The 12,177-nt window shown below is 64.1% G+C and carries 11 protein-coding genes; 8 read left to right on the top strand and 3 right to left on the bottom strand.

What is annotated here, in order from left to right; all coding sequences use genetic code 11:
- Nucleotides 1–55: 55 nt before the first annotated feature.
- From INQ40_RS00660 to INQ40_RS00645, 4 genes are all read left to right on the top strand, one after another.
- The gene (locus tag INQ40_RS00660) at nucleotides 56–475 is read left to right on the top strand and encodes a hypothetical protein (protein WP_228482061.1); all 420 of its coding nucleotides are present in this window, start codon (nucleotides 56–58) and stop codon (nucleotides 473–475) included.
- Nucleotides 476–559: 84 nt separating this feature from the next.
- Nucleotides 560–1,645: a hypothetical protein gene (locus INQ40_RS00655; RefSeq protein WP_228482060.1), complete on the top strand. Its 1,086-nt coding sequence runs from the start codon at nucleotides 560–562 to the stop codon at nucleotides 1,643–1,645.
- Between the two features lie 472 nt (nucleotides 1,646–2,117).
- Nucleotides 2,118–2,396 (top strand): hypothetical protein, encoded by a 279-nt coding sequence (locus INQ40_RS00650; RefSeq protein WP_194340914.1) that lies wholly within the window; start codon nucleotides 2,118–2,120, stop codon nucleotides 2,394–2,396.
- Nucleotides 2,397–2,553: 157 nt separating this feature from the next.
- Nucleotides 2,554–2,769 (top strand): hypothetical protein, encoded by a 216-nt coding sequence (locus tag INQ40_RS00645; RefSeq protein WP_194340912.1) that lies wholly within the window; start codon nucleotides 2,554–2,556, stop codon nucleotides 2,767–2,769.
- A 1,798-nt stretch (nucleotides 2,770–4,567) separates the two neighbouring features.
- Here INQ40_RS00645 and cls read toward each other — a convergent pair.
- Nucleotides 4,568–6,007: a cardiolipin synthase gene (gene cls / locus INQ40_RS00640; RefSeq protein WP_194340909.1), complete on the bottom strand. Its 1,440-nt coding sequence runs from the start codon at nucleotides 6,005–6,007 to the stop codon at nucleotides 4,568–4,570.
- 242 nt (nucleotides 6,008–6,249) lie between these two features.
- Here cls and INQ40_RS00635 point away from each other — a divergent pair, with 242 nt between their 5' ends.
- From INQ40_RS00635 to INQ40_RS00620, 4 genes are read left to right on the top strand one after another with little or no spacing between them, the layout of a single operon-like run.
- On the top strand, nucleotides 6,250–7,461 hold the full coding sequence (locus tag INQ40_RS00635; protein ID WP_194340907.1) for a beta-ketoacyl-[acyl-carrier-protein] synthase family protein: 1,212 nt from the start codon (nucleotides 6,250–6,252) through the stop codon (nucleotides 7,459–7,461).
- Nucleotides 7,458–8,291: a beta-ketoacyl synthase chain length factor gene (locus INQ40_RS00630; protein ID WP_194340905.1), complete on the top strand. Its 834-nt coding sequence runs from the start codon at nucleotides 7,458–7,460 to the stop codon at nucleotides 8,289–8,291. Before INQ40_RS00635 ends, INQ40_RS00630 begins: the two co-directional genes overlap by 4 nt.
- The gene (locus INQ40_RS00625) at nucleotides 8,284–9,129 is read left to right on the top strand and encodes a glycosyltransferase family 2 protein (protein WP_228482059.1); all 846 of its coding nucleotides are present in this window, start codon (nucleotides 8,284–8,286) and stop codon (nucleotides 9,127–9,129) included. The genes INQ40_RS00630 and INQ40_RS00625 overlap by 8 nt, the downstream gene beginning before the upstream one ends.
- Before the next feature lie 4 nt (nucleotides 9,130–9,133).
- Nucleotides 9,134–10,825 carry a tryptophan 7-halogenase gene (locus tag INQ40_RS00620; RefSeq protein WP_194340901.1) on the top strand — a complete coding sequence of 564 codons (1,692 nt, stop codon included), beginning with the start codon at nucleotides 9,134–9,136 and terminating at the stop codon, nucleotides 10,823–10,825.
- Here the strand turns inward: INQ40_RS00620 and INQ40_RS00615 are convergent.
- Complete coding sequence (locus tag INQ40_RS00615) at nucleotides 10,822–11,307, bottom strand: hypothetical protein (RefSeq protein ID WP_193985329.1); 486 nt, start codon at nucleotides 11,305–11,307, stop codon at nucleotides 10,822–10,824. The genes INQ40_RS00620 and INQ40_RS00615 overlap by 4 nt on opposite strands.
- Nucleotides 11,308–11,405: 98 nt before the next feature.
- Complete coding sequence (gene fabG, locus INQ40_RS00610; protein WP_194340899.1) at nucleotides 11,406–12,140, bottom strand: 3-oxoacyl-ACP reductase FabG; 735 nt, start codon at nucleotides 12,138–12,140, stop codon at nucleotides 11,406–11,408.
- Between the last annotated feature and the right edge of the window lie 37 nt (nucleotides 12,141–12,177).

Genomic DNA, 12,177 nt, shown 5'->3' with positions numbered 1-12,177 from the left:
AGGGATAGGCGTCACTTTGGTGTCGAATAGATGTTAGGCCACAGGAGGAGAGTCGATGATTTATCTAACAATTGCTTTCCTTGCGCTAGCGAGTCTGCTCTCAGCTGCTATCTGCCTTGTGTCCGTGAACCAGATCAACAACATTCAACAAGACAAGACAGCATTGATAGAAGCTGGTTACACACTTGTTTTCCGTTCGGGCTTAGCGGCTGCAGCGCTGTACGGTCTAGGCCAAGCAATCAACCAATCGTCTTTCTTAGAGTCACAGCCTTTCATCCTTGTTGCCTTAAAGCAGGCTGTCTCGGTTGCTGCATGGCTCGTTCCTTTGGTCTTTGCGGGAGTTGGTGTCAACGTGCTTTCGACCGGGCTGACTATGCCAAAAGCTACCGGCAGTTCTTCAGTAGAAATATGGTCAAGCGCATTGCCCACACGGCTACACGGTTTCATGAGATGGCTGGCAAAGAAGCTGAGCTGAGGCCTAACAATTCATTCAAGCCGACGCCGCTTCGCGGCGCGGCTTAATTCAGGCGTTAGACGGCACCAATCAACAGGGAAAGTGATGGCGACGAAGAAGCTCGACAAAGGGAAGCCTGTCGCGAAGATCGCAGAGGTCAAGAAGCCGGCTGCAAAGCGCAAGCCTGTCAGAGATAAGGGTGCGCCAGCCAAATATCCCCGACACGCTGTCGAAAAGGCGCTAAGAATTCCAAAGGCAATCCTTGAACAGAATGCCGGTAGAGCCTGCACGGTCAAGGAGGCGGCGGCCTTCTTGGGCGTTGGTGAAGCAGGGCCATTCCAGACCGAAGTCAGTTCCGGAATCAAATATGGATTCTTAGATCGGCCAATAGCTGGACAAGTTCAAGTTACGGACAGGGCAAAGCAAATCCTGCGACCACAAGACCCTGAAGATAGGTTGCTTGGGATTCGGGACGCAGTTCTGTCCTCACCTATCATCTCGGATGTGTACGGCCATTACCGTGGCGAATACATGCCAGAAAGCCAGTTCTTCCACAACGCGTTAACCGACACTTTCGGCGTACCCGCTGATAAAGTAGATGAGTTCCAAGATGTGTTTCTTGAATCGCTTAGATCCGCTGAACTCATTGCGGAGACGGATGGAAAGTTCCGATTACTGGACGTGGCTTCCAGCCACGACAAGCAACCCGGTAACACTGCAACCTTCAAGAAACTCGACAAAGCCGTAAAAGTGGAATCGGGGGACAGCTGCTTCGTAATGATGCCCTTCGCTTCACCACTTGGAGACTACTACTCCAAAGTCTACAAGCCGGCTATCGAAAAAGCGGGATTGAGGCCGGTTCGCGCTGATGCGGAGATATTTGCGACCGGCAAGATCATGGATCAAATCTGGTCTGGGATACACGCCGCGAAAGTGTTGGTTGCGGAGCTGACCAGCAGAAATCCCAACGTTTTTTATGAGCTCGACCTTGCGCACGCGCTTGAAAAGCCTGTTGTCTTGATTTGCGGCAATGAAATGGACGTTCCATTCGATTTGAAGCACATTCGCGTGATCTACTACGACACCAGCGATCCATTCTGGGGCAACAAACTGATGGACAAGGTGGCCGAGAATATTCTGTCCGCAATTGCTAATCCTCAAGAGGCTGTCTTAAGGCGGAATGCGCAGTAAGAGCCGTCTACTGGTCGTTCAAGCCGAACCCACGAAGGCCCATTTCCAGGCAGAGTCGTTGCTCCATTTCCGCCTACCTCCGACCCACGCGTCGGGGGTCGGCTTAACTTAACTACGGTGTTAGACCGCACATGCGCTCGTCATCAACGCATAATCCGCCAATCGAAAGCACCCCTGACTCAAGAGGAGAACGGTCTCTATGCCAAGCTTTACGCCCTTAAAGAACTTTGATGTTACGTACCGCAACAAGAACGGCGACATGACCAATAAGACTGCTCAAGCAACAGGAAAAGACAACAGTTCCGTCAAATCCGAGTTCGAGGCGAGGGGCTACCAAGTGATTTCCGTCGTTTACCGAGGTCTTGCCGGCGGCCGCGTACAAAGCTGAACCACAGGCGCGGTCTTACGTGTTCGGCGCTTGGCCACATCTCTAGTATTCACAATTTTGCTATTCGCGGCACCAAGGAACGACGTGGACCAATTTAAGGAAATATTAAAACACCTCGCGATCACCGTGCAGTCGATCAACGAGCGCCAGCTGCAGGCGAGCCGAAACAACACGCTGTCAAACTCGATACTGGCTGCGTTCTGCCGGGCTTCGATCAAGGCGCACCCCGATCCTGGCGCTCTTCGCCAAGAGTGGGATTTCGCCCTCACGGAGCTGCTGCACGAAGTTGGAGAGGACGAACTGCGGGATGCCCCGCTCGCGATTTCGCTGCAGCGGGTGATCCATTCGGCTTTCGACTCTTAACGGCAAGTAAGGCACAGCGGCAATTGGGAGAGGTGCTCTGCGCATCGGGCAGCACCGCCTAACAATTCATCGAAGCCAAACTTGCCTCGTTACACCACCAAAGCCATGGCCAAAAAGCATGCCGTGGCTTCATCAGCAATTACTCAAGGAGAAAAGCATGAGCGGATTCATCAAGGTCATTGATTACCATAACAACAAGGTATATATAAATGCTTGCTACATCATCTCCGTGAGACCCGATGATCATAGAAGCTTTAAGGACTCGGGCACCGTAATCAAAGTACAGGAAGGCGCGGGCACTGTGGACTACTCCATTAATGCGGGAAATGAAACACAGGACGCTCTGCACTCCCTTGGAATCAAGGAGGGCTAACAATTCGTTCAAGCCGAAACCTTTTCGTTACAGCAAAGTCATGGCAGGAAACGCTTGCCATGACTTTGCCTCTATTTCGCGGTTCAGCTTAACTCAAGCCTCAGCTCCCCCTTATTGCCGCATCACGTCTATGTCACCGACCACGCATTTCTGGCTAGCCATCAGTTTCAAACTTTTCGCGTGACCCAATGAAGCTTACGAAAGCGCGTTTTGCGTACTTCCTTCTTGCTTTGTCGCCGCTCTTGAACGCTGCGCCTCCTGAGCATGGCGGCCTGACCGTTTCAAGCTACCACGCAGCGCGGAAGGTAGATGTCGGAGAATCGGACAAATACATTTACCGAGTAGCCGAGGGGATTATCGCGGCTAACGCGTTGGCTGGCAGCGAGGCAGCCCGTTGTTTTGTGTGCCTCGAGGCTTTGCACTGAATCCTTCAAACTTTCACCAAGTGTTTGAGGAGCAGCTACCGCATTTTAAGCCCACAGCGATTCGAGTAGAAGACGCTCCAGTCGGAATTTTGCTGGTTTTGGGTTTGGCTAGAGTGTTTCCGTGCGATTCTTCGAGCTCCGCGAAGGGCCGCTAGCAATTCGTCCAAGCCGACGCCGCTTCGCGGCGCGGCTTAACTCAGGTGTTAGACCCTCAATCACTTGTTTCGGATTTCCAATCATGAATCGACGAATATTTCCAATCTTGATGTGCTTACTATGGATGCCGAACGTTGCTTCGAGTCAGGAGTGGATCAAGTGGGATTCCCCTCAGCAACAGCCACCCCAGGACACAGCACCTCCGCAGAAGAATGCGAGCGACAAGACAGCACAGGAAGGGCCGGCTCAAACGACATCGGTAGCGACCGCAGTGGGTACAACCTTGCCGTCCCCAACGATAGACAAAGCCGAGTGCGATGCGGAGGTGGCTAGGGCTTACCCAATGAATTTGTGGGCACCAGGACTCGGCAAGAAGCGTGATGAATTGTTCGATGCGTGTATGACCAGGCGCTCCAATCCTGAAGACGTACTGACCGACTCCCCGCGGAGTGGAAAAGCCGAGTGTAATGCAGAGGTTGCCCAGACCTACCCTGTGAATTTGCGGGCTCCTGGCCTCAAAGCAAAACGTCAGGAGTTGTTTGCTGCATGTATGGCAAGGGCCAATGGGCCAGCGGTAACGGTGGGCAGCGCGCCGCCAAATAAAGCCGAATGTGACGCTGAGGTAGCTCGCGCGTATCCAGTACATCTATGGGCGCCCGGCCTCGGCAATAAACGCAAAGAGCTATTTGCCGCATGCATGGCACGCTAGTCCCACCAGCGGGCAAGCCGCTCATGATTTGCGACCTGCGTCCAGCTGCTCATTCAAACCGAGCCCGAAGTCCCATTTCCAAGCAGACTCACGGTTCGACGTCCATTAGCATGCGGGTCACGCATTGCGGGTCACGCATTGCTGGTCGGCTTAACTCAGGTGTTAGGCCGCTGGTGACCCTTCGTGCTGCGGCGTTACCGGCTCGGCGCGCCGGCTCATTTGCCCCGCCGTCCACTCGTTCGCCCCGCTCGCCGGCCAAATAGCCTGGCGCTCCGAGCAAATGGAGCGGCGCTCCGGCCCAATAGGCCAGCGTTCGGGCCAAATAGCTCGGCGCTCGGGCCAAACAACCCGACGCTCCGCTCAAAAAGCTCGGCGCTCGGACCAAAAAGTCCCGCGCCCCGCCCAAATAGCCCGGCGGTTGGACAAGTTTTGTCCATCGACCGCCCTCTGAGCTCGGCGCTCCGAGCAAATCGCGTGGCGCTCCGCCGGTGCCGCTGAAGATTGTTGACTACAACAGCGGCCCGATCGTGGCGACCACGTTGTTCCAGATCCGCCGGTGCCACGGCCAGATCAGCACGTCGGGCAGCCGCACCGGTACGGAACGGTCGATGTAGTCCTGCTGCCGTTTGATTACGGCGCGCGTCACGGTCTCGTCCTGCAGCAGGATGTTGTTCTCGTAGTTGAGGTCGAAGCTGCGCAGGTCCAGGTTGGAGGACCCGACCACGGCGATCCTGCCGTCGATGGTCAGGGTTTTGGCGTGCAGCAGGCCGTCCTTGAATTCGTGGATCCTGCAGCCGGCATCCAGCAGGCGGTGGTAGTAGCTGTGGCTGACGGCCGCGACGATCCAGCTGTCGTTCTTCTCCGGAAAGATCAGCGTGACGGCCACGCCGCGGTAGGCGGCGCCGCACAGGGCGTCCATGAGCGTGGCGTCGGGGACGAAGTACGGGGTGGAGATGGTCAGGCTGCGGTCGGCGCAGGCGATCAGGTTCGAGAACAGTTGCGGCGTGGCGCCCCGGCGCTCGGTCGGGCCGACCCCCATCACCTGGGCCGGGAATCCACCCGCGACCGGCTCGGCGCGCAGCATGATCCCGTCCAGCGATTCGCCGGTGGCCTGCATCCAGTCGCTGGCGAACAGCAGCTGGTTCTGCGCCACCACCGGCCCGGTGAACCGCAACATGATGTCCACCCACGGGGCGTACCTGGCCTTGACGAGGAACTCCGGATCGGCCGAATTGCGGCTGCCGCAGTAGGTGATGCGGCCGTCGATGACGGTGATCTTGCGGTGGTTGCGCAGGTCGATGCGGCTGGTCAGGAACACCCGCAGCACGTTGCGGAACGAGAGCGCGACGGCGAGCTGGACGCCGGCCTCGCCCATCCGCTTCCACAGCGCCGACTTGATCATCGCGCGTGACCCCAGCCCGTCCGCCATGGCCCGGCAGGTCACGCCGCGGCGGGCGGCGCGGATCAGCGCCTCGGCGATGTCGGTGCCGGTGTTGTCGCCCAGCCAGATGTAATACAGCACGTGGACCTGCTCGGTCGCGGCATCGATGTCGGCCACCAGCCGCGCGCGCGTCTCGTCGCCGTCGGCCATCAGCTCCGCGTCGTTGCCGGGCACCGCGTGAAAGCCGTTGATCGACGCCGCATAGCGGAACGCCGGTCGGTAGAGCGGCTCGATCAGGCGGTCGGTATCGGCCGGGACGCCCATGAAGGCGGAGGCCCGGGCGCGGATCTCGCCAAACACCTCCTCGTGGCGCTTCTTCAGCCGGCGCCCGATGTCGATCTCGCCAAACAGGAAATAGATCGCGCTGCCGAAGTACGGCACCAGGTTGAGCACGATGAACCACGCCAGCCGCGCCGGAGGCGACAGGTCGTCGCGCAGCAGGATGCGGACCACGAAGGCCAGCACCAGCAGTGAATGGAACGCAAGAAGGATGGTGCCCCAGTCCAACCCGGTTCACCCTGCCCTTGAGCGCGGGGGAAGGCGGGGTCGTTCGTCGCGAGCGGCGGAGACGCGGCGGATCATGGCGCACGGGCTGCACGGCGGAAGGACGGCCAGTCTAGTCCGGTCGCCGCGCGGCCGCCGTTGGCTGCACATTGCGCTGGCTATACTCCGCCTGATCCGCTTCCAAGTCCCTCGCCCAACAGGACAGCCGCTTGCCAGACGCGCGCCCCATTCCCGATCCCCCGCCCATGCCGCCGCTTGCCGTGCGCGCGTGGAGCGCGACCACGGCGCTCGGTCGTGGCGTGCAGGCCCAGCACGCGGCGCTGCTGGAGCGCCGCAGCGGCCTGCGACCCAACGATTTCGGCCCCGACAACGCCGATGGGGTGCCGCTGCCGTGCTGGATCGGCCGCGTCGACGGGCTCGAGGACGCGCCGCTGCCGGCGCAGTTCGCGCGCTGGGAGTGCCGCAACAACCGCCTGGCCTGGCTGGCCCTGCAGCAGGACGGCATGCTCGACGCCGTCCGCGATGCGGTCGACCGGCTCGGCGCGGAACGCGTCGCGCTGGTGATCGGCACCTCGACCTCCAGCATCGGTGCCAGCGAGGAGGCCTATCGCGACCTGCAGCCCGACGCGGACGGCACGCCCGCGTTTCCGCCCGAACTGGCGCGTCCGATCGTGCACACCGTGCATTCGCTGGGCGACTTCGTGCAGCAGGTCAGCGGCGCGCGCGGGCCGTGCATCACCGTGGCCACGGCCTGCTCCTCCAGCGCCAAGGTCTTCGCCCAGGCGGCGCGGCTGATCGAGGCCGGCGTGGTCGATGCGGCCCTGGTCGGCGGCGTGGACACCCTGTGCGGCAGCGTCCTGTACGGCTTCAACTCGCTGCAACTGGTCTCCGCGCAGCCCTGTCGACCCTTCGATGCCGACCGAGACGGCCTGTCGCTGGGCGAGGCCGGGGGCTTTGCCCTGCTGGAGCGCGTCCCCGCCGATACCCACGCCCTGCGCCTGCTCGGCTACGGCGAGTCCAGCGACGCCCACCACATGTCCTCGCCCCACCCGCAAGGGCTGGGCGCGTTGCAGGCCATGAACGAGGCACTGGCGCGCGCAGGGATCGCCCCGGAAGACGTCGATTACCTCAACCTGCACGGCACCTCGACCCCCGCCAACGACCGCATCGAGGCAGCCGCGGTGGCCAGCCTGTTCCCGGCCCGGTTGCACGCCAGCTCGACCAAGGGATGGACCGGACACACCCTGGGCGCGGCGGGCATCGTGGAGGCGGTGTTCTGCCTGATCGCGCTCCAGCACGGCACGCTTCCGGGCATCCTCAACAGCGCCACGCCGGATCCCGCCTGCGGGCCGCAGATCCGTTTCGACAACGCGCAGGCGGCGATCCAGGTCGCGATGACCAACTCCTTCGGCTTCGGTGGCAACAACGCCTCGCTGGTGTTTGGGGTGTCTGCGTGAGCGCGCTCGTCGGCACCATTGAGGGCGCGGGTTTCTGGACCACGGGACTGCCGGGCTGGGACAGTGCGCGCGACTTTGTCCGCGATGGCCGCCTGCCCGAAGCACCGCCGTCGCGTCCCTCGCCGCAGCTGCTGGCGCCCAACGAGCGCCGCCGCGCGCCGGGCACCGTCGCCGTCGCGCTGGAGGTTGCGCTGGCCGCCTGCGAGGCCGCCGGTCGCGACCCGGCCTCGCTGCCGTCGGTGTTCGGCTCCACCCACGGCGAGCTGGCGATCACCGACTACATGTGCGCGACCCTGGCCGACCAGCCGGAGACGATCTCGCCGACCCGCTTCCACAACTCGGTCCACAACGCCGCCGCCGGCTACTGGAGCATCGGCACCGGCGCGACCGCGGCCACCACCGCGATCAGCGCCTACCAGGCGACCTTTGCCCAAGGGCTGCTGGAGGCTCTGGTGCAACTGGCAACCGGCGTGCCGGCGGTATTGCTGGTCGCCTACGACGGATCGTCCGTCGGTCCGCTGGCGAAAATCTCCCCCAGCGCGGGCCTGCTCGGCGGCGCGTTGGTGCTGTCCCGCAGCGAGCGCGCCGGCGCGACGCGACTTTCGGCGACGCTGGCCGATGGCGATGCGCCGGCCGCCGCCGGACCCTTGGCGGCGCGCGATCCGGGCAACGCCATGGCACCGATGCTGGCCCTGTTCGACGCGCTCGCGTCCGGTGACCAGCACGCCACCCTTTCCGCCGGCGCCGGGCGGATACTCCAGCTGTCGCTGCATGAGACGTCGCTGCATGAGCCGTCGCTGCAGGAAACCGGAGCGCAACGCCGTGGCTGATCGCCTCCATCGGGACAACATCGTGGTCGTGATTCCGGCGCTCAACGAGGCGCTGCGCATCCGCGACGTCGTGGCCGGCGCGCTGCGCCAATGCAGCAACGTGATCGTGGTCGACGATGGTTCCGACGACGACACGGTGGCGCGAATCGCCGCGCTGCCGGTGACCGTGCTGCGCAACCGGCAACGGCTGGGCAAGGGCGCCAGCCTGCGCCGCGGTTTCCAGGCCGCGCTCGCCTCCGGTGCCAGCGCGGTGCTGACCATGGACGGCGACGGACAGCACCTGGCCGAAGACATCCCGCGTCTGCTCGAGGCCGGCAACCTCTACCCCGGCCACATCGTCATCGGCGCGCGCCTGCGCCGGCGTTCGCAACAGCCGCGCTATCGGCGCGCCGCCAACGCCTTTGCCGACTGGGGCATCGCCTGGGGCACCGGCTACCAGATCGCCGATACCCAGAGCGGGCAGCGCCTCTATCCCGCCGAGGTCGCCGCGCTGGACGACGTGCCCGGCGAAGACTTCGTGTTCGAGGCGCAGATCCTGATCTCGGCGGCGCGCATGCTGGGAACCCGCTGCGTGTCGGTGCCGATCGAGTCGCGCTACGCGGCCGCTCCATACGCGTCGGGCGCGGCGGATGACACCGCCTTGCAGTTCCGGCGCAGCCACTTCCGCCCGCTGCGCGATTTCACCCGCATCACCAGCCACGTCGTCGGCCAGTGCTGGGACACCCGCCGCATGCCGGCGATCCTCCGCCAGATCCGCGCGAACCCGGCGCTGATCCACGATCCGGCCGGCGACTTCGACTCCCTGCGCGTCGCCCGACCCCACGCCTCCAAGAGCTGAGCCCATGCCAGACCCGCACGCGAACATCGATGTACTGATCCTCGGCGGCGGACTGGCAGGACTGAGCCTGGCGATCGAGCTGAAGCGGCGCGACCCGGCGATCGCCGTCACCGTGCTGGAGCGCAACGCGCACCCGGCGCCGGAGGCGGCGTTCAAGGTCGGCGAGTCGACGGTCGAGATCGGCGCGCACTACTTCAGCACCGTGCTTGGCCTGCGCGAGCATCTCGACAGCCGCCAGATCCGCAAGTTCGGTTTCCGCTTCTTCTTCAGCGACGGGCGCGAGGATCTGGACGCGACCACCGAGGTCGGCGTGCGCGAGGCGCTGCCGATGATGTCCTGGCAACTCGATCGCGGCCGCTTCGAGAATTTCCTCGGCGAGCACGCGGCCTCGCTGGGGGTCGACTTCCGCCACGGCTGCAAGGTCATGGGCGTGGAGCTGGCGGCACCCGGCAGCGACGCCGCGCATGAGGTCCGCCACGTGCAGGACGGCGTGGAGTCGGTGTCGACGGCGCGCTGGGTGGTTGATGCCAGCGGCCGCGCCGCCCTGCTCAAGCGCAAGCTCGGTCTGGCCAAGACTCACCCGCACGATGCCAACGCGGCTTGGTGGCGGGTGGAGGGGCGCCTGGATCCGGGCAGCTGGTCGTCCGACCTCGACTGGATGCAGCGCTGCCAGCCGCCCGAGCGTTGGCGCTCGACCAACCACCTGTGCGGCCCCGGCTACTGGTTCTGGATGATTCCGCTGGCGTCGGACGTGCACTCGCTGGGCATCGTCTGCGACGCGCAGATGCACCCGCTGGACACCATCAACAGCCACGACAAGGCGATGGCCTGGCTGCGCAAGCACCAGCCCCGCGTCGCCCAGGCACTCGACGTGCCCGAGCACGCGGTGCGCGATTTCCGCTTCCTGCGCCATTTCAGCCACGGCTGCGAGCAGGTGTTCTCGGCCGATCGCTGGGCAATCACCGGCGAGGCCGGGCTGTTCCTGGACCCGTTCTACTCGCCGGGCAGCGACTTCATCGCGATCAGCAATGGCTACATCTGCGAGCTGATCGAAAAGGACCGCGCCGGCGCGCGCATCGGCGCCCATGCCGAGCTCTACCAGCAGCTGCTGTTCTCCTTCTTCGACAACACCATGAGCCTGTACCAGGACCAGTACCCGCTGTTCGGCGATGCGCTGGTGATGCCGCTCAAGGTGGTCTGGGACTACACGTATTACTGGTCGGTGCTGGCGCCGCTGTATACCGGCGGCAGGATCGCCGACCTGTCCCTGCTGGGCCGCCTACGCAAGCCGCTGGAGCGCGCGACCGCACTCAACAAGACGATGCAGCCGCTGCTGCGTGGCTGGGGTGAGGCCAATGCCGCGGCCGGCCATGTCCCGCCTGACGGGCGCGAGCTGGACCAGTCGTCGATCGGCTGGTTCCGCGATCTCAACGGGGCGTTGCTGGACAGTCCGGATGACGCGGAACTGTACGACCGGATCTGCGCCAACGTCGTGCGCATGGAAGTGCTCGCCGCTGAAATGGCGCGGCAGGCCAACCGCCAGCACCCGACTTTGGCCGCGATAAGCCCCGTGGATTTCACCGTCGCCGCTGGCACGATCGGCCTGCTGCCGCCGGTCTGGTACGGCCTGGCCGACGACCTGGCGGTCGCCGGCCAAGTGGCGTCACCGACTCCCGGCGTGGCGCTTGCGACCTAGTTGCGCGGCGGCTGGCTGCCGGGCGTCACCGTCGGCCGATAATCCATCGGCGGCGGATCGAAGACGTAGATCGCGATACCCGCGGCGTGGGTCGGCGACGGGCTGACGTTGACGCCGATACCGCCGCCGACCGAGCTGCGCCGGCCGTAGCTGCTGCTGCCCACGCCGATGCCGACGTTGCTGCCGCCGTAGCCCTGCGCGGCGCCCTGGAACAGCACGCCGTTGGCGCCGACCTGGGCGGCGGACGCGCGCAGCTTGCCCATGACCTCGTTGGTCTTGTTCTGCTCGCCGTAGGTCAGCGCGCCGCTGGCCGTGCTCAGCATCGCGATTTCCTCGTAGCGGCCCGGCGGCGGGGTGTAATAGATGCGTACCTGCTCGGGCGCCACGGCCGGCCGGGCGGGACCGAGCATCGTTCGCGACGTGGTCGCGCAACCACTGGCCGCAACGGCCAGACAGACGATCAATGCGGTCTTGACGTGCACGATGGCATTCCTCCTGCGATACGGCCCGGACCGTCCGGAACCGGTGTTCAGCGCTGCTGATTATGTCGCCGGCAACCGGCACGCGGGGTGAAGCCGGCTCAGCCCATGCCGCCGTTGATGCCGATCACCTGGCCGTTGATGTAGCCCGCCGCGTCCGAGCACAGGAAGCCCACCAGCGCGGCGACCTCGTCCGGACGCCCCGCACGGCCCGCCGGCACCATCTGCTTGAGCATGTCGGCGGGGAAGGCGTCAGCCGCCATGCGTCCCTCGATTACTCCGGGCGCAACCACGTTGACGTTGATGCCGCGACTGGCCATCTCCCGGGCCAGCGACTTGCTGGCGCCGTGCAGGGCCGACTTCGCCGCCGCGTAGTTGACCTGGCCGCGGTTGCCCAGCACCGCGGCGACCGAGGACACGCTGACGATGCGTCCCCAGCGCCCGCGCGCCATCGGCAGCAGCAGCGGCTGGGTGACGTTGAAGAAGCCGTGCACGGAGACATCGATCACGCGCCGCCACTGCTCCTCGCTCATGCCGGCCATCGGGCCGTCCTCGTGGATGCCGGCGTTGTTTACGAGCACCGCGATCGGACCGTCCGCGAGAAGGCCTTCGAGCGCCGCGCGGGTCGCAGCGCCATCAGCGACGTCGAACGCGACCGCCTGCGCGCTGCCGCCTTCGTGATGGATCGCGGCCACCACCTGCTCGGCGCGGGCCAGGTTGGCGTTGGCGTGGACGATCACGTGCATGCCGTCGTTGGCGAGGCGCGCGCAGATCGCGCCGCCGATGTCGCCGCTGCCGCCGGTCACCAGCGCGCGCCGGGGAATGGATGAACTCATGGCGTACCTCCTGTAGCGGGCGATTGTCGCCGATCGC

Source organism: Lysobacter sp. H21R4 (assembly GCF_015277535.1).
Lineage (GTDB): Bacteria > Pseudomonadota > Gammaproteobacteria > Xanthomonadales > Xanthomonadaceae > Novilysobacter > Novilysobacter ciconiae.
The sequence above is the reverse complement of the archived record's forward strand: the minus strand, read 5'-3'. Positions and strand labels throughout refer to the sequence as shown.

Bases quoted from the DNA above. Each gene is read 5' to 3' on its own strand.
- INQ40_RS00660 (WP_228482061.1), top strand. From the start codon at position 56: ATGATTTATCTAACAATTGCTTTCCTTGCGCTAGCGAGTCTGCTCTCA.
- INQ40_RS00655 (WP_228482060.1), top strand. From the start codon at position 560: ATGGCGACGAAGAAGCTCGACAAAGGGAAGCCTGTCGCGAAGATCGCA.
- INQ40_RS00645 (WP_194340912.1), top strand. From the start codon at position 2,554: ATGAGCGGATTCATCAAGGTCATTGATTACCATAACAACAAGGTATAT.
- INQ40_RS00635 (WP_194340907.1), top strand. From the start codon at position 6,250: ATGCCGCCGCTTGCCGTGCGCGCGTGGAGCGCGACCACGGCGCTCGGT.
- INQ40_RS00620 (WP_194340901.1), top strand. From the start codon at position 9,134: ATGCCAGACCCGCACGCGAACATCGATGTACTGATCCTCGGCGGCGGA.
- fabG (WP_194340899.1), bottom strand. From the start codon at position 12,140: ATGAGTTCATCCATTCCCCGGCGCGCGCTGGTGACCGGCGGCAGCGGC.